We start from the raw sequence: 20,115 nt of genomic DNA on the forward strand, positions 1-20,115 counted from the left end.
CAGCGCGACGCGATGGACCGGCTCGGGCTGCGGCAGCTGCTGCTGGAACCCGAGCTGCTGGAGTCGGTGCAGCCGGACGTGCACCTGGTCGGCACCCTGCTGTCGCTGAACAAGGCCATTCCCGAGCGCTCGCGGGAGACCGCGCGGGCGGTGGTGCGCAAGGTGGTCGAGGACCTGGAGAAGCGGCTCGCGCAGCCCACCCGGCAGGCGGTGACGGGGGCGCTGCACCGGGCGAACCGCACGTCCCGCCCGCGCCCGTCCGACATCGACTGGAACCGCACGATCCTGGCGAACCTCAAGCACTACCAGCCGGAGCACCACACGGTGGTGCCGGAACGGCTGGTCGGGTACGGCCGCCGCCTGCCGCAGGTGAGCAGGCGCATCGTGCTGTGCCTGGACCAGAGCGGGTCGATGGCGGGCTCGGTGGTGTACGCGAGCGTGTTCGGCGCGGTGCTGGCGTCGGTGCGGTCGCTGCGCACGCAGGTGATCGCGTTCAGCACCGAGGTGGCGGACCTGACGGAGTCGGTGACCGACCCGGTGGAGCTGCTGTTCGGCGTCCAGCTGGGCGGCGGCACGGACATCAACGCGGCGCTGGCGTACTGCCAGGGCCGGATCGAGGCGCCGCGCGACACCGTGCTGGTGCTGATCAGCGACCTGTTCGAGGGCGGCGACGAGCAGGAGATGCGGCAGCGGGCACGGGCGCTGCGGGCGGACGGCGTGCAGGTGGTCTGCCTGCTGGCGCTCGACGACGAGGGCGCGCCCGCCTACGACCACGACAACGCGGTGGCACTGGCGGAACTGGGCATCCCGGCGTTCGCCTGCACGCCGGACCGGTTCCCGGACCTGATGGCGGCGGCGATCCAGCGCCAGGACTTGGCCGGCTGGGCGGCGGCGAACGACATCCCGGTGGCCGCGCCCGGCGAGTGAAGGGGTCTCATTCGTCCACCCACTCCAGCAGGTCGCCGGGCTGGCACTCCAGTACCCGGCACATCGCCTCCAGCGTGCTGAACCGCACGGCCTTCGCGCGGCCGTTCTTGAGCACCGCCACGTTCGCCGGGGTGATGCCGACCCGCTCGGCGAACTCGCCGACGCTCATCTTGCGCTTCGCCAGCTCGACGTCGATGCGCACGACGATCGGCATCAGATCACCGCTTCCATGTCGCTGCGCAGCACGGTGGCCTGCCGCAACAGCGCACGCAGCACCACCATCAGCAGCCCCAGCACCGTGATCCCGACGGTCACCAGGAACAGCACCATCGGCATCCCCGGGTCGTCGGCGTTGAGGCCGACGAAGAGCAGCATCCCGGCGAACACCAGCCACGCGGCGGCGATGGCCCAGACGATCAGGTCGACCCACTTCAGCGACGCGGTGGTGAAGATCCGGTCCTTCTGGACCAGCGTCAGCAACTGCCAGGTCGCGACGAGCACCACCTGCACGCACAGCACGAGGAACACCGCGATGGCGGTCAGCGGCCAGCGGAGGTTCGCGTCGTGCGGGTTCTGCTGCGCGTGGTAGGCGATACCGCCCGGCAACGACAGCGTCTGGAACACGACGAGGACGCCGAACAGCACCACGAGGAACACCCTGAGCGCGCGAACGGCCCACTTCTCGGAAATCATGCGATGACTATCGCTCGATATCTATCGAAAGTCAATCGACTCCCCCGCGTCCGGCAGAATGCGGCGCATGCGCGCGGAACGTCTGGTCGCCCTGCTGTTCACCCTCCAGAGCAGACGCAGCGCGACCGTGCCCGAGCTGGCGGCGGCGCTCGGCGTGTCGGAACGGACCATGCACCGTGACCTCGCCGCCCTGCAGACCGCGGGCGTTCCACTGTGGACGGAGACAGGGCGCTACGGCGGGGTGCGGCTCGTCGAAGGGTGGCGGACCCGGCTCGACGGGCTGACCTCCCGCGAGGCCGTCGCGATCTTCGCGATGGGCGTACCGCGCGCGCTCGCCGAACTGGGGCTCGGCACCGCGGTGTCGGCCGCGCACGCGAAGGTCTCCGCCACGTTGCCCGCCCCCCTGCGCGAGCAGGCCCAGCACCTCGCGCAGCGGTTCCACCTCGACGCGCCCGGCTGGTTCAGGGCCGAGGAGGACGCCGGGCACCTCGCGGCCGTCGCCCGGGCGGTGTGGGAGCAGCGGCGCACCGCCGTCACCTACCGGCGCCACGACGGCCCGGTCGAGCGGCTGCTCGAACCGCTGGGTCTCGTGCTCAAAGCCGGCGTCTGGTACCTGGTCGCGCGCACCGAAGGGACAACGCGGACCTACCGCGTCAGCCGCCTCAGCCGCGTCGAGCTCCGCGACGAGCGGTTCGAGCGGCCCGCGGACTTCGACCTCGCGAACTGGTGGCAGCGCTCGTCCGCGCAGTTCGAGCGGTCGCTGCACCGGCACCGGGTCCGGCTGCGGCTGAGCCGGCGGGGCGTGCGGGCGCTGCCCCGGGTCGTCGAGGAGGACCTCGCGCTCGCCGCGCTCGACACCGCCGGGCCGCCGGACGCCGACGGCTGGGTGGAGGTCGAGCTGGCGCTGGAGGAACCGGAGATCGCGGCGGGCATGCTGCTCGGGCTCGGCGTCGACGTGGAGGTGCTGGAGCCACCCGCCGTGCGGGCCGCGTTCGCGGACGCCGCACGGCGGATGGCCGAACGTCACCGGTAGCCCGTCGCGTCCGCGGGCTTGCCGGCCTCCTGCACCTCCTCGACGTAGCGCCACGCGTCCGGCCGGCTGCCGTCCACATCGGTGAAGCCGTAGACCTTCGCCAGCTCCCCGCTGGTGAGCGTCTGCCCGGAGAACCGCGAGCGGTCCGGGTCGGCGGCCAGCGCCGTGACCGCCCGGCCCACGAACACCGGTGACTCCGAGATGCAGAAGTGCGGCTGCTTCGCCAGCGCGTCCCGCCAGTTCTCCTCGGTCACGCCGAACGTGTCGAGCATCGCCTCGGACCGCAGCCAGCCCGGCGTCAGCGCGACGGCCGTGCCGCCGTGCGGGGCCAGGTCGTGCGCCTCGCCCTTGACGATGGCGTGCGCCGCGGACTTCGCCACGTAGAACCCGATCGACGTGCCCTCGCGGTAGCGCCTGTTGTACTCCTCCGTGCCGTCGGTCATCTCCACGACCAGCCCGCCCGGGCGCCGGATCACCAGCGGCAGCAGGAAGTGGCTGGTGACGAGGTGCGCGTCGACGCCGAGGCGGACCGAGCGCAGGGCGTGCTCCAGCGGCAGCTCCCACACCGCCTTGCCCCAGCCGATGTACCCGTCACCGCCCCACAGCCCGTCCACGAGGATGTCGAGCCGCCCGTGCTCGCGGTCGACGCGCCCGGCCAGCGCGCGCACCTGCTCCGGGTCGAGGTGGTCGACGCGCAGCGCCGCGCCGGTGCCGCCCGCCTCGGTGATCCGCTCCAGGGTGCCCTCGATCGTCTCCGGCCTGCCCACCTCGGACCGGTGCTCTCCCGACGTCCGCCCGGTGACGTACACGAAGGCGCCGCGGCGCCCCAGCTCCACCGCGATCGCCCGGCTCGCCCCGCGCGTGCCGCCCGCGACCAGCGCGACCCTGCCTGTCAGTTCGTTGTCCATGGGACCACCGTGCGGCCGAACCCTGTCAGGTTCCGTCAGGGTTCGGCTGCCATTCAATGGCAAATCGCCTCCACGGCACCGGTCCGGCGGCCGAGAATGACGGGGTGAGCTTCGAGTTCCTCGCCGACGCGGATTCCGGTTCCGGTGGCAAGAGCGTCCTGCCCGGTTCGCCCGAGGCCTTCTTCCTCCGGCGCGGTGAAGGCGAGCACGCCGTGCTCTTCGCCGACCTGTTCACCGTGCTGCTCAGCGGCGACGAGACCGAGGGGCAGTTCGGCGTGTTCACCAGTAAGGCGCCGAAGGGACAGCTGATCCCGGCGCACTCGCACGCCGACACGCACGAGACGTTCTACGTCATCGAGGGCAAGGTGCGGGTCTACGTCGAGGACCGCGAAGGCCGCAAGACGTCGCGCCTGCTCACGCCGGGCGACTTCGGGTTCGTGCCCGCCGGGCTCGCGCACGCCTACCAGGTCGAGGAGTCGGCGCGGCTGCTCGGCGTCGCGACGGGCGGCTTCGAGCGGTTCTTCCAGCAGCTGGGCCAGCCCACCAGTCACGCAGGCGAAGGCCAGCCCCCGTTCGTGCCGGACCCGGCACGCATGCGGGCCGCCGCGCAGGCGCACAACATGCGGTTCCTGCCGGACTTCGACTGGTCGGACGCGGCGGAATGAGCCTGCTGCCCCCGGAACACGACGCGCCGCTGCCGCCCGCGCGCCCCGGCGAGGGCGGCACCCGGGTGCTCACCGGCGTCCCCTACGCGCAGGTGCCCGGCTTCCGGCCGATGGAGCTGGACCTGGTCCTGCCGCCCGGCGACGGGGCGCCGGTGGTCGTGTTCCTGCACGGCGGTGGTTTCCGCGTAGGCAGCCGCCGCTCACCCGGCCCCGCCTACGACGGGAAGCACCCGTTCGAACTCGTGGCGCGGCAAGGCATCGCGGTCGCGAGCGTGGACTACCGGCTCAGCGGCGAGGCACGCTGGCCCGCGCAGCTGCACGACGTCAAAGCCGCGGTCCGGTGGCTGCGGGCCCGCGCCGGGGAGATCGGCGTGGACGGCACCCGCATCGCGGCGTGGGGTGAGTCCGCGGGCGGGCACCTGGCGGCGATGCTCGGGCTCACGGCCGGAAACCCGGCGTTCGAGGGCACGGTCGGCGTCGCGGGCACCGCCGGCCCGGTCCGCGCCGTCGCCGCCTGGTACACCCCGAGCGACCTCGCCGCGGTCGACGACCCCGCGGACCCGGAGAGCCGGGAAGCGCTCCTGCTCGGCGCGGCTCCGGCGACGGTGCCGCAGCTGGCCGCCGAAGCCAGCCCGCTGACCCACGTCTCCCCCGGCGCCCCGCCGTTCCTGCTGCTGCACGGCCGCGCCGACCGGATGGTCCCGCACGAGCTGAGCGAACGGCTGTACGAGCGCCTGCGTGCCGCCGGAGCGGACGCCGAGCTGCACCTGTTCGACGGCGCGGACCACCTGTGGCTCGGCTCCGACGCGGCCCCGGAGGCACTGGACCGCACCATCGCCTTCCTGCGAGGAGCACTGTGAACCCCGACGAACGCCTCGACGCCCTGCTGGCCTCGGTACTCGGCCAGATCCGCGGCAGCGACCCCCGCCTCAACGAGCTGGTCAGCTCGCTCGTGCGCCACCTGCACGCCTTCGTCCGCGAGACCCGGCCGACCGAAACCGAGTGGCTGACCGGGATCGACTTCCTGGTGCGCACCGGGCAGACGTGCACCGAGCACCGCAACGAGGTCATCCTGCTGTCCGACATGCTCGGCCTGACCTCCGCGGTGGACGACGTGAACCACGCCGGCCCCGCGGGAGCCACACCGTCCTCTGTGGAGGGTCCGTTCCACTCCCCCGCGCCACCGCGGGAGAACGGCGCCTGGATCTCCAACGGGCCGGAGCGCGAGCGCGGGCAGGTGATGGTGGTGCACGGGCGCGTCACCGACACCGGCGGCCATCCGCTCGCGGGCGCGACCGTGGACATCTGGCAGGCCGACGACGCCGGGTTCTACGACAGCCAGGACCCGGCGCAGGAACCGGGCAACCTGCGCGGGTTGTTCACCACCGGGGCCGACGGGGCGTACTGGTTCCGCAGCATCGTGCCGTCCAGTTATCCGGTGCCGACCGACGGGCCGGTGGGTGAGCTGCTCCGCGGGCTGGGCCGCCACCCGATGCGCCCGGCGCACATCCACTACCGCGTCGAGGCCCCCGGCCACCGGCCGGTCACCACGCACGTGTTCGTCGCCGGGGACGCCTACCTCGGCTCCGACGCGGCGTTCGCCGTCAAGGAGGAGCTGATCGTGACCCCGGTCGTGGACGAGGATCCCGGGCACGCCGCGGCTTTCGGTGTCGACGGGCCGTTCGCCGACTTCGCGTTCGACGTCCGGCTGGTGGCGCAGTGAAGCTCGTCGGAATCCGGCGCGGCCGCGCCGTGGAGGTGGCCGTGCACCTCGGCGACCGGGTCACCCCCGTCGCCGAGGCCACCGAGTTCTACGCCGACCTCGGCCGGTGGCTGCCGGTCGCCCGGGAGGTCCGGGAAGGCGAGGTGGAGGTGGCCGAGGTGACTCTCGCGCCCCCGGTGCCCGCGTCGGCGCGGGTCATCTGCGTCGGGCTGAACTACCGCGCCCACGCGGCCGAGGGCGGGTTCACCCCGCCCGAGCACCCGACGATCTTCGGCCGCTGGACCGCGTCACTGTCCGTCGGCGGCACTCCCGTCCCGGTTCCCGCCGGCGAACCGGGCCTGGACTGGGAAGGCGAGGTGGCGGCCGTCGTGGGCACGCGACTGACCGATGTGGACAGTGCGACCGCGGCGCGGGGCGTGCTCGGGTACGCCGCGTTCAACGACCTCACCGCCCGGGTCGCGCAGAAGCTGACGCAGCAGTGGACACTCGGCAAGAACGCCGACCGCAGCGGGCCGCTGGGGCCGCTGGTCACCGCGGACGAGGTGGGCGACCTCGCGGCCGGGCTGCGGGTGCGGACCCGGGTCAACGGCGAGACCGTGCAGGACGGCAACACCCGCGACATGATCTTCGGCGTCGGCGAGCTGCTGTCGCGGATCAGCCGCACCTTCACGCTGAACCCGGGTGACGTCCTCGCCACCGGCACGCCGGAAGGCGTCGGTTACGTCCGGAAGCCGCCGCGGTTCCTGCAGCCCGGCGACGTGGTCGAGGTCGAGATCGACCGGCTGGGCGTGCTCCGGAACCCGATCGTGCCCGCGGACGAGCGGCCGTGAGCGTACTGGTCGCGGGCGGCGGTCCGAGCGGGCTGGCCGCGGCGATCGAGCTGGGGCGGCGCGGCATCGAGGTCGTCGTCGCCGAGCCGCGCACCACGCTGGACCCACTGCGGCCCCGGGCGAAGACCACGAACATCCGCACCATGGAGCACCTGCGCCGGTGGGGGCTCGCCGACCGATTGCGGGCGACGAGCCCGTTGCCGGTGCGGCACGCGCAGGACGTCGTGTTCTGCACCGGCCTGCTCGGCGAGGAGATCACGCGCTTCCGCGAGGCGTTCGGGCTGACCGTGGACCGCCGGGAGGAGTACGCCGAAGCGGGTCAGCAGGTGCCGCAGCCGGTCGTCGAGCAGGTGCTGCGGGACGCGGTGGCCGAGCTGCCCACCGTCCGGCTGCTGCTGGGCACCCGCGTCACGGAGATCCTCGACGGCCCCGACGAGGTCCGCGCGACGCTGAGCGGCCCGGACGGCACGCGGGAGGTCACCGCGGAATACCTGCTGGGCGCCGACGGCGCGGCCGGGGTGAGCCGCGCGGCCATCGGCGCGCGGTACGAGGGATCGTCGGGCGCGCTGCCGAACCTGAGCATCACGTTCCGCGCGCCCGCGCTGGAGCGCGAGCCGCTGTGCGCCACCGGCGTGCACTACTGGGTCGTCGGCGCGGCGGTCGGCGGGCTGCTCGGGCGGCTCGACCTCGACGGCACGTGGTGGGCGATCGCGCAGGGCGTCGATGATCCCGGCGCCGACGCCGCGGCCCTCGTCCGCACGCTGCTCGGGGCGGACGTGGCGGTGGACGTCCTGGCCACGGACCCGTGGTCGGCCCGGATGCTGCTGGCCGACCGCTACCGCGGGCAGCGCGTGTTCCTCGTCGGCGACGCGGCCCACCTCAACCCGCCGTGGGGCGGCCACGGGTTCAACACGTGCGTCGGCGACGCGGTGAACATCGGCTGGAAGCTCGCGGCGGTGCTGCAGGGCTGGGCGCCGCCCGCGCTGCTGGACAGCTACGAGCCCGAACGCCGTCCGGTCGCGCAGCGCACGATCGCCGCGGCGGCCGGGCAGGAGGCGTTCCTCGCACCGTCCTTCGCCACCGCCGAGCCCGGCGAGCTCGCCCGGCTGCTGCGGGTGAAGAACAGCGAGTTCCACAGCCTCGGGCTCGTCCTCGGCTACGACTACCGCGACTCGCCGGTCGTCGTGCCGGAGGACGTGCCGCCGCCCGAACCGGCGCTGGAGACCTACACCCCGTCGGCGCATCCGGGCGCGCGGCTGCCGCACGCGTGGCTGCCCGGCGGCCGTTCGCTCTACGACGTGCTCGGCGACGGCTTCACGCTGCTCCGGCTGAGCCCGGACGCCACCGGAGGCATTCCGGACGCCGCGGTGCCCCTGCACGAGGTGGCCGTGGAGGGACTGCGGGAGCGCTACGGCGCCGACTTCGTGCTGGTGCGGCCGGACCAGCACGTCGCCTGGCGCGGGGACGAGATTCCCGGGGACCTGCTCGACCGGGTGGTGGGCGTTCACTGCGCCCGCAGCTCCCTCGAAATTCCCTGAGCGGCGGTCTGCACGGCCAGCCCGAGCCGTCGCGGCTGGGCGGTGCGCTCCGGCAGCAGCACGCTCAGTGCGGCCACGACCTCGTCGTGGCGCCCGTAGATCGGCGCCGCCACCGACACCAGCGGCTCGGCCTCGTGGCGGCGGAAGATCGCGAGCCGCTCCCGGCGGACGGCGGCGAGGGTGCGCCGCAGGGCCGCCGGGTCCAGCACGACGCTGTCCGGTTCGCGCCGCACGGGCGTGGCGAGCAGCTCCTCCTGCGCCTCGGCGGGCGCGAACGCGAGCAGCACCCAGCCGATGCCCGTCGAGTGCAACGGCAGGTGGCCGCCGATGCGGTACTGCACCGGCGTCGCCGCGTGCCCGGACAGGCGCTCGACCAGGGTCGCCTGGAGCCCGTCGCGCACGCCGAGCAGCACGTGCTCGCGGGTGACCGCGGCGAGGTCGGTCATGTACGGCAGCGCGACCTGCCGCAGCCCGTGCCCGCGTGGCGCGAGCGACGCGACCTCCAGCAGCCGCAGCCCGATGCAGAACCGGCCGTCCTCCCCGCGTTCCAGCGCGCCCCAGCGCAGGAGCCGGTTCGCCAGCCGCAGCGTGGAGCTCGCCGGGATGCCGCTGCGCCTGCTCAGCTCCCCGAGCGTGAGCCTGCGGCGGCCCTCGTCGAACGCCGCGAGCAGCGCCAGCGCCCGGTCCACGACCGGCTCGCCCTGGGCCGGCCGCCGTCCGCGCCTGCGGGGAGCCGCGTCGTCGGTTTCCATTGGTTGGCATTATGCCGGGGACAGCCGGAACACGGGCCAGCCGATCTCAGTGCGCCAGGACGCGGGGTCGGGGTCGTCGCGCGGGCCGCGGACGTAGGTTTCGGAGACGGGCCCGTCGACGGCGAGGGCGTGCTCGACGACCCACGCGCCGAGCCTGCCGTAGGTGACGTCGATGTCGTCGTGCGGGCCGCGGTGCACGGTGACCGCCAGTTCCGCTGCCGGCAGGGTGTACGGCCTGACGCGGCCGACGGCGGGCGCGTCAGCGACCGGCCGGTACACCAGTACCGCGCCCCGGCCCGCGGTGAACAGCTCGTTGTCGTACCGCCCGCCCGGCGGCCCCAGCACCTCGCGCCCCGCCACGGCGGCGTCCACTTCGGACATCGCGGCGGCGTACCAGGACAGCACGTCCGGCAGCGCGACGGTGCCGCCGACCGCGGCGACCGTCCTCGCCGGAACCGACCGCAGCTCCACGTCGAGGCGCGCCACGTCCGGCCGCAGCAGCCGGCGCAGGGACGTGACCGCGGCGCGGGTCCGGTCCAGCTGGTCCTCCAGCCGCCGCAGGTGCCCGGCGATCAGGTCCGAGCGCGCCCGCGGGTCCTCGGTCGCGAGGACCCGCCGCACGTCCGCGAGCGGCAGGTCCAGCTCGCGCAGCCGGTGGATCACCTGGGCGTTCGGGATCTGCCCCGCGGTGTAGTACCGGTAGCCGCTCATGGGGTCGACCGACGCGGGTTCGAGCAGCCCGGCCTCGTGGTAGCGGCGCAGCGTGCGCACGCTCAGGTGGGTCAGCCGGGCGAACTCCCCGATCGTCAGGCCCTGGCGCATGGGTCCACTGTGCACCCTCTCCCCGGGAGAGGCTCCAGCGAATTGACCCTCTCCCCGGGGGAGGGGGAACGGTGGCGTCGACGGCGGCACCGTGCCGGCCGTCGGCCGAACAGAAGGACCAGTCATGACACTGCCCGCGACCGTCACCGCCTACCTGAGCGCCCACGAGGCCAGGGACGCCGACGCGGCCCTGCGCCACTTCACGCCCGACGCGACCGTGGTCGACGAGGGCCAGGCCCGCCACGGCCACGCCGAGATCCGCGAGTGGCTGCTGAAGGCAGGAAGCCGGTACACCTACACCAGCACCCTCACCGGGACCGAGCGCGTCGGCGACGACCACTACGTCGCGACCCACCACCTGGAAGGCGACTTCCCCGGTGGCGTGGCCGACCTGCACTACCGGTTCACCCTCCACAACGGACGGATCGCGCGCCTGGTCATCGAGCCCTGATCAGTCCGCCAGGCCCAGCAGTTCCGGGTGCGGCGCGAGCTCCCGCCAGTACCGCGCCGGATCCGGCACCAGCCGTCGCCTGCCGAGGTCGAGCAGCCCCGACACGCTCTCGATCTCGGCGGCGACGGCGCCGGTCGAGGCGCGCAGCTCCTGGTGCACCCGGGACGTCTTCCCCGGGCCCCATTCGAAGGTGGTGACCACCTCGACGGCCTGTCCGGCGCGCAGTTCGCCGCGGAACCGCAGGGTCGTTTCGAGGTTCACCGGGCCGAGGCCGCGCGCGGCGAGCGCCGCCGGGTCGATGCCCGCCGCCCACAGGCATTCCCAGCGGGCGTGGTCGCCGTAGGTGAGGTAGGCGTCGCCACGGACGTGGCCGTTGACGTCCAGGTCGTCACTGCGCACGGGCAGGGTGGTGCGGAACGGGTCCATCGCCCGAGGGTCACGCTTCCCCGGCCGGGATGTCTGGAACGTTCCGGCCACGGGCCGCCACGAGCGTGGCGGGCGTGGCACCGGCCAGCCGGAGACAGTCCCGGCCGAGGTGGGACTGGTCCGCGTACCCCAGCTCGGCCGCCACGCGGGCGAGCGTCGTGCGTCCGGTGGCGAGCCTGTCGAGGCAGCCGACGAAACGGCGGAAGCGCAGCACGCGCTGCAGCGGTTTGGGGCCCAGCCCCACTTCCCGCAGCAGATGCCGCCGCACGCCCCGCTCGCTCAGCCCGAACCGCTCCCCCACCTCGGCCACCCTGGCGGCCGGTGCCGCAAGGGCGCGAACCACGTCTCCCCACCGCGACACGGGACGCGCGCCGACCAGCCCGGCCAGGATCCGGTGCGCCGACCCGGGATCTCCCGCGCCCGCCAGCGAGTCCTCGAACCGTTCGGCGCCGGGCCACAGCTCACGCAGGGGAACCGGCCCGGACGGCAGCTCGCCCAGGTCGTGACCGAGCACCGAACCCGCGACCCCGCAGCGCAGCCGCACCCCGGCCGTCCAGCGCACCGCCACCAGCTCGACCCGCCGCGCCTGCGCGGCCGGGGTGAGCACCACGAGGTCGCGGCCGGTCCAGACCACATCCGTGCAGCCGTCCGGCAGCACCCGCAGGGCACGGGGCCAGCCCGGCTCCCCCGACCACGCACACGCGACGGCAGCACTCGCGGAAGGGAACTCGCGGTAGCGCGACCACCGGCCGTCCCGGGCCGCTCGCGCGCACAAGGGCACCGCCACGGCTCAGCCGACCGTCTCGAGTGCGGGCCGGCTCGGCGCGGGCCGGGTCCGGAACCTCCGCACGACCACCGGCACCACCGCGAGCACCAGCGAAAGCGCCACGACGTCGAGCAGGTACGCGGCCAGCCACACGTGCTTGGCGATCTCGAAGTACCCGTCCCCGGCCACCGCGACCGCCGCGATCGAGAGCGCGCCGAGCGCGGCCACCGCGGCGACGGCGCCGTACCGCAGGGCGCTCACGCGCCGCCACACCAGCGCGGCCACCCCGGCGGCCAGGCCCAGCAGCACGAGCAACGACGGCCACCACGGCACGACCATGTCGTCGAGCCACGCCCGGAAGGTCACCGGGTCCCCGCCCATGTCGCCGCTGACCGCACCGGAGTTCACCGGCGGCCTGCTCTCCGGCGTCCACGGCCGGTCCGGCAGGTAGGACAGGCCGCGGCCCTCGGTCGCCTGGAGGCCGATCCCGACCACGCGCGCGAGCGCGGCCGGATGCGCCAGCAGCATGTCCCGGACCTGGCCCTGGAACCAGCCCGGCGCGCTCACCACGATGTCGCCGCCGGGCAGCTCGTCCGGCCCGTCCGGGTAGAACGCGTGGCCCGCGCCGTCCTGCGCCGCTTCGGGCAGCCGGAGCGAGGGCGCCGAACCGGGAAACTCGGCCAGGCCCAGGCTGTAGACGAGGTTCACGGCGTTGACGTCCGCGTAAGTACGCTCCTGCCAGTCCAGGGCCGCCCGGACCGGCGCGAGCATCTCCAGCACGAGCAGGGCGGCGAGCGCGGGGCCGGCGATCCGGGCGGACCACCAGCGTCCCGCGCCCAGCCGGACGCCGGTGAGCAGGCACACGAGCACCGCCAGCGCGAACAGCGGCAGGAACCCGACCTTCGCCAGCCCCGCGACCACCCCTCCGGCGGCCACGAGGACGAGCGCCGACAGCCGGGCGAAGCCGTCCTCGACCCGGGTGGCCGCGATGACCGCCACGCCGCACAACAGCGTGTAGGCCCCGAAAAGCCCGGCAGGCTCGCCGAACGTCGAGAGGAACAGGCGCGCGAAGTCGGGTTCGAGCAGCGGCACCAGCGGCGGCACCAGGAACAGCAACCGGCGTGGTCCGTGTTCCTGCACCGCCCACGCGGCGAGCAGCGTGGCCAGCAGGACCAGCAGCACGTACAGCCAGCCGAGCTCGACGAGGCTGAACGGGCCCTGCCCGCCCGCGACGGCCCGGACGAAGACCGCGGCGCTGGAGGGCTGCGGATCCGGGCAGGGCGCGCCGCGGACGAAGTCCAGCACCACGCCGCCCTGCCAGTTCGCCTGGTGGGACGGAGTTTCCGGCACCAGCCCGGCACCGCAGTACAGCCGGTAACCGTCCCCGTTGTCCCCGGCGCCGCGGGGGGTGCCGCCGAGCAGGCCGAGCGTGAGAGCGAGCCCGAGCGCGGCCACCAGGGCGGCCGCCGTCGCGAGCCCGATCCTTCTCATGCGGGTCAGCCTAGGTGGTGGCCGCCGGGCCGCGGGCCGGTTCCGCGGATCCCGTCCGCTCAGCGCCACCACGGCCGGTGCCGCAGCCGCGCGACCCGCGTCGCCGGGCCGACCAGCTCTTCCAGGCGCGCCATCAGGTGCCGCAGGTGCTCACCCACCCACAGCGCGCACGACAGGTCCGCCGCCGTGGCACCGGCCGACCGCGGGTCGCGGAACTCCGGCGGCGAGAGCACCGGGACCGCCCCGTGGTCGGTGCGGTCGAGCCGCGAGGCGAGGTGGTCGTACCACGCGGCGAGCTGCCCGGCCTGCTCGCTGAGCTGCGTGCGGAACCGGTCGGGCCCCGCCTGCGGGTTCGGCAGGCCCGCCAGGGAGTACGCCGTGAGCCGGGCGCGCATCGCACCTGCCACCAGCCGCCAGAGCTCCTCCCTGGGCAGGCGTTTCGCGCCCTGCTCGGCGAGGAAGCCACGCAGCGCGTCGTCGAGGCGCACCCCGGCGGCGATCGCGGGGCCCGGCCGCGGGAGCGCGGTGCGCAGCCCGAGCGCCCAGTCCACCGCCTCCGCCAGGTACGCGCCGCCCGCCCGCAGCGCGTCCGCCAGGTCGTCGGCCACCACCGAGGCGGCGCCCCGCGGCCAGAACACCATGCCCACCAGGAAACTCACCGCGCAGCCGAGCGCCACGTCCTCGATCCGCACCACGCCGATGGCCCAGCCCGCGGGCACGAGCAGGTTGAACAGCACCGAGACCACCACCGTGAAAGCCGCCTGCCCGGCCGCGAACGGCAGCGCGCCCGGCGCATACGCGGCGACGAGCACCGCGACCGGCAGGGCCACCCACAAGGCACCCGCGCCGGTGCCGATGACCAGCAGCAGCAACGCGCCGACCACGAACCCGGCCGCCGTGCCGAGCAGCGCGCGCAACGCCGTCGCGCCCGTCGACGCGGCGCTGGTGCGCAGGACCGACAGCGTGCCCAGGACGACCCAGAACCCGTGCTCGACGCCGGTCAGGTCCGCGACCGCGACGGCCGCCGCCAGTGCGAGCGCGCCGCGCAGGCTGTTGAGGAACCACACCGAGCGCAGGCTGGCGTGCCGGGAGACGGCGCCGGCGGCCGCGACGAGCCCGGCCAGCCGCCGTTCACCGATCGCCTCCACCTCGAAGCTCTCGCCGTACCACCGCCGCCGGGAACCGGACACTGTGGACGGATCCGCGCGGCCGGCCACGATGAGCGCGTCCACCGTCGCGGTGTGCGCGGCGACCGCTGCCGTGCGCGCGTGGAAGGACACGTGCACGGCCTCGGCGTACCCGTCGCCGTCGCTGTCGAGGCGCCGCAGGTACTCGACGCTCTCGGCGAGCCGCCGCTCCAGCCGCACCAGGTCGACCTCGCCGGCGTCGCCGTCCAGCAGCGCGGCGGCCTCGCGCAGCACGACCCCGGTCTCGGCGAGCAGTTTCCGCTCCACGTCGGCGATCGCGCTCAGGTCGCGGTACTCGCTCAGGCTCTCGGTGATCACCGACGCGGACCATTCGAGCAGCCCGACGAGGCTGTCCATGGCCTGGTCCGCGGTGGCGAGCCCGGTGGGCCGGTACGGGGTCGCGGTGAAGGTGGCCAGCAGGTCGTGCTTGGCGTCGACCGAGGCCGCGCGGTAGTCCTTCCCGGAGTCGCCGTCGAGCGCCGCACTGAGCTGGTCCGCCAGCGCCCGCGCGCACCGCGAAGCCGCCTCCCGCAAGGCGAAACCCGGCGAGCGCGGGGAGAACACCAGCACCGCGAGGGTGCCCGCGACCGAGGCGAGCCACCAGCCGCCGAGCCGGGCCGGGACCAGGTCCATCGTGCCGGGCGAGGCGGCGGGCAGGACGTAGGCCAGCAGCGCGGCGGTGCCGCCGGAGGCCGCGTTCGGGCCCGCCACCCCGGCGAACAACACGGCGAACGCCACCGGGATCGTGATCAGCGACGCCAGCAGGACCGACGAGTTCACGGCGGTGCCGACCACCAGCAGCACGCTGCCCGCGACCGCGAGCCCGGCGTGTGCCCGCAGCTTGTCCTGCCACCGCCCGCCGAACGACGCCAGCACGAGCGTCGCGAACCCGCCGAACGCGGCGAAGGTGGCGACCTGCAGGTCGCCGATGACCGTGTACGCCAGGGCGAACAACCCGGGCACCACGACCGTCGCCCGCACGGCGCGCATCGCGGCCGCCTTCGACCACACGGGCCACCACGGGGGACGGCTCCTGCCCGCGAGCGACAGGCTGGGGACGTCCACCGCCGCGGAACCGCGTGTCATCGGCCGATCATAGGACCGCGCGGATCGCGAGTCACCGGCTTTCAGAGCGCGTCGGCGCCGCGCTCCCCGGTGCGCACGCGGATGATCGTGTCGACCGGCGTGACCCACACCTTCCCGTCGCCGATGCGGCCGGTGCGGCACGCTTTCACCACGGCGTCGAGGGTCTGCTCCACCTGCGCGTCGTCGAGCAGGACCTCGACCCGCACCTTCCGCACGAAGTCCACCTGGTACTCGGCGCCGCGGTACACCTCGCGGTGCCCCTTCTGCCTGCCGTACCCCTGCGCCTCGCTCACCGTCATGCCGAGGATCGCCAGCCGCTCCAGCGCGGCCCGGATGTCGTCGACCACGAAGGGGCGCACGACGGCGGTCAGCAGCTTCACCGGACTCCCTGTTCCGCGCCCGTCCCGCGGCGGCTCGGGAGGACCGCCAGGTCGTAGGCGCTTTCCGCGTGTTCGGCCTCGTCGATGCCGTCCAGTTCGGATTCCCGATCGGCCCGCAGGCCGAGTGCGCGGTGGATTATCCACGCGAGGACGAAGGTGACGGCCAGGGAGTAGCCCAGCGCGGCGACCGCCGCCACCGCCTGCCGCCACAACTGGTCCAGTCCACCGCCGTAGAACAGCCCGTCCGCGCCCGCGTCGTTCGCGCCCTTCGTGGCGAACAGCCCCACGAGCAGCAGGCCCGCGAAGCCGCCGATGCCGTGCACCGCCAGGACGTCGAGCGAGTCGTCGAGCCCCAGCTTGTACTTCAGGCCGATGGCGAGCGAGCACACGACACCCGCGACGAGGCCGATCGCGGCCGCCCCGAGCGGTTCGACGTACCCGCAGCCCGGGGTGATGCCGACCAGCCCGGCGACGGCACCCGACGCGGCGCCGAGCGTGGTCGGCTTGCCGTCGCGGGCCTGCTCGATGACGAGCCAGCCGAGCACGCCCGTCCCGGCGGCGACCGTGGTGTTGACGAACGACGTGGCGGCCACGCCGTTCGCGGCGAGTGCGGAGCCGGCGTTGAACCCGAACCAGCCGAACCACAGCAGCCCGGCGCCCAGCATCACGAACGGCAGGTTGTGCGGCCGGACCGGCTGCCGCGGCCAGCCGTGCCGCCGCCCGACGACGAGCGCCAGCGCGACGGCCGCGGCACCCGAGTTGACCTCGACCGCGGTGCCGCCGGCGAAGTCCAGCGCGTGCAGCTTGTTGACCAGCCAGCCGCCCGCCATGCCCGGCCCGGAGAAGCCGTCGAAGGCGAAGACCCAGTGCGCGAGCGGCAGGTAGACCAGCGTCACCCAGCCCACGACGAACACGAGCCACGGCCAGAAGCGCGCCCGCTCGGCGACCGCGCCCACCAGCAGCGCGACGGTGATGACGGCGAACATGAGCTGGAACGCGGCGAACGCGAGCAGCGGCACCTGGTGCCCCGCGGGCCCGACGAGCTTGGCCCCGGCCCCGTGCAGCCCGGCGAAGCGGAGGTCGCCGACGAACCCGCCGAGGCTGTCGCCGAAGGCCAGCGAGTAGCCGTAGAGCAGCCAGACGACGCCGACGACCGCCAGGCAGACGAAGGTCAGCATCATGACGTTGAGGACGCTGCGGGAGCGGACCATGCCGCCGTAGAACAGCGCCAGCCCGGGCGTCATGAGCATGACCAGCGCGGCCGACACGAGCAGCCAGGCCGTGTCCCCGGTGTCGATCATCCGTCCCGCCCTCCGCTCGCGTTAACCCCGTGTTGCGCGCGGGTAACGTAGCCGGAGCATGTTTCGGCCGTGTTGCCGAAACGGACGCGGTGGCGGCATTCACACCGCCGGGCGACCGGGGGCAAAGGCTCGGTCCCGGCGTGCCACCTTGACCGGCTTCCGTTGAAAGGTCGTCCGTACGGATGCTTCCCTGGCACAAGCCGATTCGATCCGAGGGAGCGACATGGCCGCACCGGCCGACGGGTACGCGATGGGCAGGTCCGCGGCGGAGTCGCGGCGGCTCCAGCTGCAGGGCATGATCTACGCCGAGCACACCGAGCTGCTCCTGCGGATGGCGGGCGTCCGGCCGGGGACGCACGTGCTCGACGTCGGCTGCGGCGCCGGCGACGTGACCCTCCAGCTCGCGGAGCTCGTCGGTCCCACCGGTTCGGTACTGGGCATCGACAGCGACCCCGGCGTCCTGGCGGTAGCCCGGCGACGCGCGGAAGAAGGTGGTGTCGCCACCGTGCGGTTCGAGCAGACGAACGTCCTCGACGTCCAGCTCGACCAGCCCGTCGACGCGGTGGTGGGCCGGCTGATCCTCATCCATCTGGACGACCCGGTCGCCGCGGTGAGGCACCTGGCTTCGTTCGTCCGCCCGGGCGGACTCGTCTCGTTCCAGGACTTCAACCTCAGCCGTGCGCGTGCGGTGCCACCGGTTCCGGTGTTCACGCGAAGCGTGGAGTGGGTGATCAACGGGCTGGTCGCCGCGGGCCGCCCGGTGGATCCCGGCGAGCGGATGTCCGCGATCCTGCGCGACGCGGGCCTTCCGGCACCCCGGATGCTCGCCCTCGGCCCGGCTTCCGCGGACCCGGAGTCGCCGTACTACGACCTGGTCGCGGCGACGGCCGCCAGCCTCCTGCCGCTGATCGAGACGACCGGTGTGCCTGCCGCCGAGGTGGGCGTCGAGACGCTGGCCCAGCGGCTGCGTGCGGAAGCCGTGGCGGCGGGTTCGACGGGTTACCTGCCCGAGCTGGTCGGCGCGTGGACGCACCGCCCGGAGCGCTGAAATCCCTCAGCCGTCCACGAGCAGCCCCCGCAGCGGGCCCTGCAGCCGGCCCGCGCGGCGGGAGACGCCGGGCAGCAGCACGAGCCGGTGGGTGCGGGGCTCGCCGCGGCGCTCCCGGTCCGCCTGCTCCTGCGCCAGCGGCCGCCACAGGTTGTCGACGACGTCCGCCGGGTCGGTGTCCAGCTCGGCCTCCGGGCGGCCCAGGTGCTCCGACCACAGGCGCAGCCGCGTGGCCCGGACCAGCTCGCGGTCGTCCGTCGCGATGTTGACCTCGGTGTCGTTGAACAGCGAGTGCTCGTTGAGGTTCGCCGAACCGACGGTGAGCCATTCGTCGTCGACGATGCCGAGCTTCGCGTGGACGTACACGGGCGCGGCGGAGCCGCCGTCGTGGGCGCTGATCGTGGCCGCGAGCAGGCGGTTGTTGCCGTCGTCCGCGTCGAGCAGCCTGCCGAGCTGGCCGCGCGTGGTGTCGGCGCCGTTGCTCGGCTTGCGCGGCAGCAGCAGGACCACCCGGAAGCGGTCGTCGGGCGGGTCGCACAGCTTGCCGAGCAGCACCTCGGCGATCTCCGGCGACCACAGGAACTGGTTCTCCAGGTAGACCAGCCGCCGGGCGGAGCGCAGCGCCCGCAGGTACGCGTCGAGGATGGTGAACTCACCCTTGGGCGTGAAGTCGTAGGTGTCGTTCGGCACCGTCCGCAGCAGCTGCACCCTGCTGCCGCCCGCCGGTTCCGGCACGTCCGGCTTCGGCAGGTCCTCGCCCGCGACCTCGGTCCACCGCCGGCGGAAGTGCTCCGCGACGTCGGCGACGACGGGTCCGTGGAGGCGTGAGACCAGGTCGTGCCAGCCGATCGGGCGGGGCGGGTGGTCCGGGCTGTCGTGCCGGTCGCCCTCCAGCGCGGTGAAGTCCACGCCGCCGACGAACGCGACCGCGTCGTCGACCACGACCAGTTTCTCGTGGTGGCAGTGCAGGGTCCGCTCCCGCGCGTCGAGCACGCAGCGGACGTTCGTGCCCTCGGTGAGCTTGCGCTGCTCGGACCGCGCCAGGCCGCGCGTCGGCTGGAACGCCGGGACCGGCGGGCCCGCCCACACCAGCACGCGGACGTCGACCCCGCGCGCGGCCGTCTCGGCGAGCAACTCCCGCAGCGTGGGCGCGCCGGGTTCGCGCGTCAGCCGGAAGTCCGCGCTCGCGTGCCAGTTGGCGATGTGCACGTGGGACTTCGCCCGGCGGATGGCGTCGGCGATGGCGGGCAACGACTCCTCGCCGTCGATCAGCACCTCCACACGGTTGCCCTCGCGCACCGGCGCGCGCCCGCCGAACCGGTCGCCACCCGGTTCGAGCACCTCGCCCCAGCCGAGCCCGCGCAGCCGGCGTCCGTGATGGGCGCACAGGACGCGTTCGAGCCCGTCCCCCAGCCGTTCGTCCACCTTGTCCAGGAAGGAGTGAAATGTCTTCACCTCTCCCATGTGACTACAGAACCCTCGAACTCGCCCGATAGTGGCGCTCAGTCGTGGGCCGGGTACGCAACGGCGTCGATTGGGTCTTGACAGCCGACGAACAGCGAGGAGTAGAACGGGAGGCGCTTTCCTCGCCGAAGGGACTTTCCGATGGGTATCGCGGCTCGTTTCCCGGCCGTCGCGGCGGCCGTGCTGCTCGGTGCTGCCCTGGTGCCGGCCTCGGCCGTCGCGGCGCCCGTGACAGGTCCGGTCGCCGTGGGCACGGGAGGCGCGGTCGTGTCCGACACGCCCGAGTCCACCGAGGCCGGTCTCGCCGTGCTGCGCGCGGGTGGCACGGCGGCGGACGCGGCGGTCGCCGTCGCCGCGACGCTCGGCGTCACCGACCCGTACGTCGCGGGCCTCGGCGGTGGCGGGTACCTCGTGTACTACGACGCCAAGGCGCACAAGGTGAGCACGATCGACGGGCGCGAAACGGCGCCGGCCAGCGCAGGGCCGGACCTGTTCCTCGACCCGGCGACCGGCAAGCCGCTCAGCTTCCCCACCGCCGTCACCAGCGGCCTTTCGGTGGGGGTGCCGGGCATGCTGATGACGTGGCAGCAGGCACTGCAGCGGTGGGGCCGCTTCCGGCTCGCG

At 74.0% G+C, this 20,115-nt stretch carries 22 protein-coding genes; 10 read left to right on the forward strand and 12 right to left on the reverse strand.

Annotated features, from left to right (window positions below; all coding sequences use genetic code 11):
* Window positions 1-927, forward strand: a 927-nt coding sequence (locus tag FHX82_RS36385) for a VWA domain-containing protein (protein WP_183177076.1), incomplete at its 5' end; no start/stop codon positions are given.
* A gap of 7 nt (window positions 928-934) precedes the next feature.
* On the opposite strand, the gene FHX82_RS36390 is transcribed toward FHX82_RS36385, so the two are convergent.
* Together FHX82_RS36390 and FHX82_RS36395 are read right to left on the reverse strand one after the other, a co-directional pair.
* A complete protein-coding gene (locus FHX82_RS36390; protein ID WP_145933979.1) occupies window positions 935-1,141 on the reverse strand; it encodes a helix-turn-helix domain-containing protein in 207 nt (68 codons plus the stop codon).
* Window positions 1,141-1,620 (reverse strand): DUF2975 domain-containing protein, encoded by a 480-nt coding sequence (locus FHX82_RS36395; protein ID WP_145933980.1) that lies wholly within the window; start codon window positions 1,618-1,620, stop codon window positions 1,141-1,143. Before FHX82_RS36395 ends, FHX82_RS36390 begins: the two co-directional genes overlap by 1 nt.
* Before the next feature lie 67 nt (window positions 1,621-1,687).
* Here FHX82_RS36395 and FHX82_RS36400 point away from each other — a divergent pair, with 67 nt between their 5' ends.
* Window positions 1,688-2,653 carry a helix-turn-helix transcriptional regulator gene (locus tag FHX82_RS36400; RefSeq protein WP_145933982.1) on the forward strand — a complete coding sequence of 322 codons (966 nt, stop codon included), beginning with the start codon at window positions 1,688-1,690 and terminating at the stop codon, window positions 2,651-2,653.
* Here FHX82_RS36400 and FHX82_RS36405 read toward each other — a convergent pair.
* Window positions 2,644-3,561, reverse strand: coding sequence for an SDR family oxidoreductase (locus FHX82_RS36405; RefSeq protein ID WP_145933984.1), 918 nt, complete (start codon window positions 3,559-3,561; stop codon window positions 2,644-2,646). The genes FHX82_RS36400 and FHX82_RS36405 overlap by 10 nt on opposite strands.
* Before the next feature lie 104 nt (window positions 3,562-3,665).
* Here FHX82_RS36405 and FHX82_RS36410 point away from each other — a divergent pair, with 104 nt between their 5' ends.
* From FHX82_RS36410 to FHX82_RS36430, 5 genes are read left to right on the forward strand one after another with little or no spacing between them, the layout of a single operon-like run.
* On the forward strand, window positions 3,666-4,226 hold the full coding sequence (locus FHX82_RS36410) for a quercetin 2,3-dioxygenase (protein ID WP_221216985.1): 561 nt from the start codon (window positions 3,666-3,668) through the stop codon (window positions 4,224-4,226).
* Window positions 4,223-5,086: an alpha/beta hydrolase gene (locus FHX82_RS36415; RefSeq protein ID WP_145933988.1), complete on the forward strand. Its 864-nt coding sequence runs from the start codon at window positions 4,223-4,225 to the stop codon at window positions 5,084-5,086. Before FHX82_RS36410 ends, FHX82_RS36415 begins: the two co-directional genes overlap by 4 nt.
* The gene (locus FHX82_RS36420; protein WP_145933990.1) at window positions 5,083-5,949 is read left to right on the forward strand and encodes a dioxygenase family protein; all 867 of its coding nucleotides are present in this window, start codon (window positions 5,083-5,085) and stop codon (window positions 5,947-5,949) included. Before FHX82_RS36415 ends, FHX82_RS36420 begins: the two co-directional genes overlap by 4 nt.
* Window positions 5,946-6,779, forward strand: coding sequence for a fumarylacetoacetate hydrolase family protein (locus tag FHX82_RS36425; protein ID WP_145933991.1), 834 nt, complete (start codon window positions 5,946-5,948; stop codon window positions 6,777-6,779). The genes FHX82_RS36420 and FHX82_RS36425 overlap by 4 nt, the downstream gene beginning before the upstream one ends.
* Window positions 6,776-8,317 carry an FAD-dependent monooxygenase gene (locus FHX82_RS36430; RefSeq protein ID WP_145933993.1) on the forward strand — a complete coding sequence of 514 codons (1,542 nt, stop codon included), beginning with the start codon at window positions 6,776-6,778 and terminating at the stop codon, window positions 8,315-8,317. The genes FHX82_RS36425 and FHX82_RS36430 overlap by 4 nt, the downstream gene beginning before the upstream one ends.
* On the opposite strand, the gene FHX82_RS36435 is transcribed toward FHX82_RS36430, so the two are convergent.
* Together FHX82_RS36435 and FHX82_RS36440 are read right to left on the reverse strand one after the other, a co-directional pair.
* Window positions 8,284-9,069: an IclR family transcriptional regulator gene (locus tag FHX82_RS36435; RefSeq protein WP_145933995.1), complete on the reverse strand. Its 786-nt coding sequence runs from the start codon at window positions 9,067-9,069 to the stop codon at window positions 8,284-8,286. The two genes, FHX82_RS36430 and FHX82_RS36435, sit on opposite strands and share 34 nt — an antisense overlap.
* A 9-nt stretch (window positions 9,070-9,078) precedes the next feature.
* Entirely contained in the window at window positions 9,079-9,891 is an 813-nt protein-coding gene (locus tag FHX82_RS36440; protein ID WP_145933997.1) for a MerR family transcriptional regulator, read from the reverse strand.
* Between the two features lie 124 nt (window positions 9,892-10,015).
* Here FHX82_RS36440 and FHX82_RS36445 point away from each other — a divergent pair, with 124 nt between their 5' ends.
* Complete coding sequence (locus FHX82_RS36445) at window positions 10,016-10,342, forward strand: nuclear transport factor 2 family protein (protein WP_145933999.1); 327 nt, start codon at window positions 10,016-10,018, stop codon at window positions 10,340-10,342.
* Here FHX82_RS36445 and FHX82_RS36450 read toward each other — a convergent pair whose 3' ends face one another.
* The 6 genes from FHX82_RS36450 to FHX82_RS36475 are packed head-to-tail and all read right to left on the reverse strand — an operon-like array spanning window position 10,343 to window position 16,979.
* Window positions 10,343-10,768: an acyl-CoA thioesterase gene (locus FHX82_RS36450; protein ID WP_145934000.1), complete on the reverse strand. Its 426-nt coding sequence runs from the start codon at window positions 10,766-10,768 to the stop codon at window positions 10,343-10,345. It abuts the gene before it with no gap.
* Between the two features lie 10 nt (window positions 10,769-10,778).
* Window positions 10,779-11,555, reverse strand: coding sequence for a helix-turn-helix domain-containing protein (locus FHX82_RS36455; RefSeq protein WP_145934001.1), 777 nt, complete (start codon window positions 11,553-11,555; stop codon window positions 10,779-10,781).
* 3 nt (window positions 11,556-11,558) lie between these two features.
* Window positions 11,559-13,025, reverse strand: coding sequence for a YfdI family membrane protein (locus tag FHX82_RS36460; protein ID WP_145934002.1), 1,467 nt, complete (start codon window positions 13,023-13,025; stop codon window positions 11,559-11,561).
* Window positions 13,026-13,084: 59 nt separating this feature from the next.
* Entirely contained in the window at window positions 13,085-15,298 is a 2,214-nt protein-coding gene (locus FHX82_RS36465; RefSeq protein WP_145934003.1) for an FUSC family protein, read from the reverse strand.
* 41 nt (window positions 15,299-15,339) lie between these two features.
* Window positions 15,340-15,678, reverse strand: coding sequence for a P-II family nitrogen regulator (locus FHX82_RS36470; protein ID WP_145934004.1), 339 nt, complete (start codon window positions 15,676-15,678; stop codon window positions 15,340-15,342).
* Entirely contained in the window at window positions 15,675-16,979 is a 1,305-nt protein-coding gene (locus tag FHX82_RS36475) for an ammonium transporter (protein WP_145934005.1), read from the reverse strand. Before FHX82_RS36475 ends, FHX82_RS36470 begins: the two co-directional genes overlap by 4 nt.
* A gap of 223 nt (window positions 16,980-17,202) precedes the next feature.
* Here FHX82_RS36475 and FHX82_RS36480 point away from each other — a divergent pair, with 223 nt between their 5' ends.
* Complete coding sequence (locus FHX82_RS36480; protein WP_221216986.1) at window positions 17,203-18,027, forward strand: class I SAM-dependent methyltransferase; 825 nt, start codon at window positions 17,203-17,205, stop codon at window positions 18,025-18,027.
* Between the two features lie 6 nt (window positions 18,028-18,033).
* On the opposite strand, the gene FHX82_RS36485 is transcribed toward FHX82_RS36480, so the two are convergent.
* Complete coding sequence (locus FHX82_RS36485; RefSeq protein ID WP_145934035.1) at window positions 18,034-19,482, reverse strand: phospholipase D-like domain-containing protein; 1,449 nt, start codon at window positions 19,480-19,482, stop codon at window positions 18,034-18,036.
* Between the two features lie 150 nt (window positions 19,483-19,632).
* On the opposite strand from FHX82_RS36485, the gene FHX82_RS36490 reads away from it, so the two are divergent.
* Window positions 19,633-20,115 (forward strand): gamma-glutamyltransferase (locus FHX82_RS36490; RefSeq protein ID WP_183177077.1); only part of this gene is annotated, 483 nt, incomplete at its 3' end.

It is taken from the genome of Amycolatopsis bartoniae, assembly GCF_014191255.1.
Lineage (GTDB): Bacteria > Actinomycetota > Actinomycetes > Mycobacteriales > Pseudonocardiaceae > Amycolatopsis_E > Amycolatopsis_E bartoniae.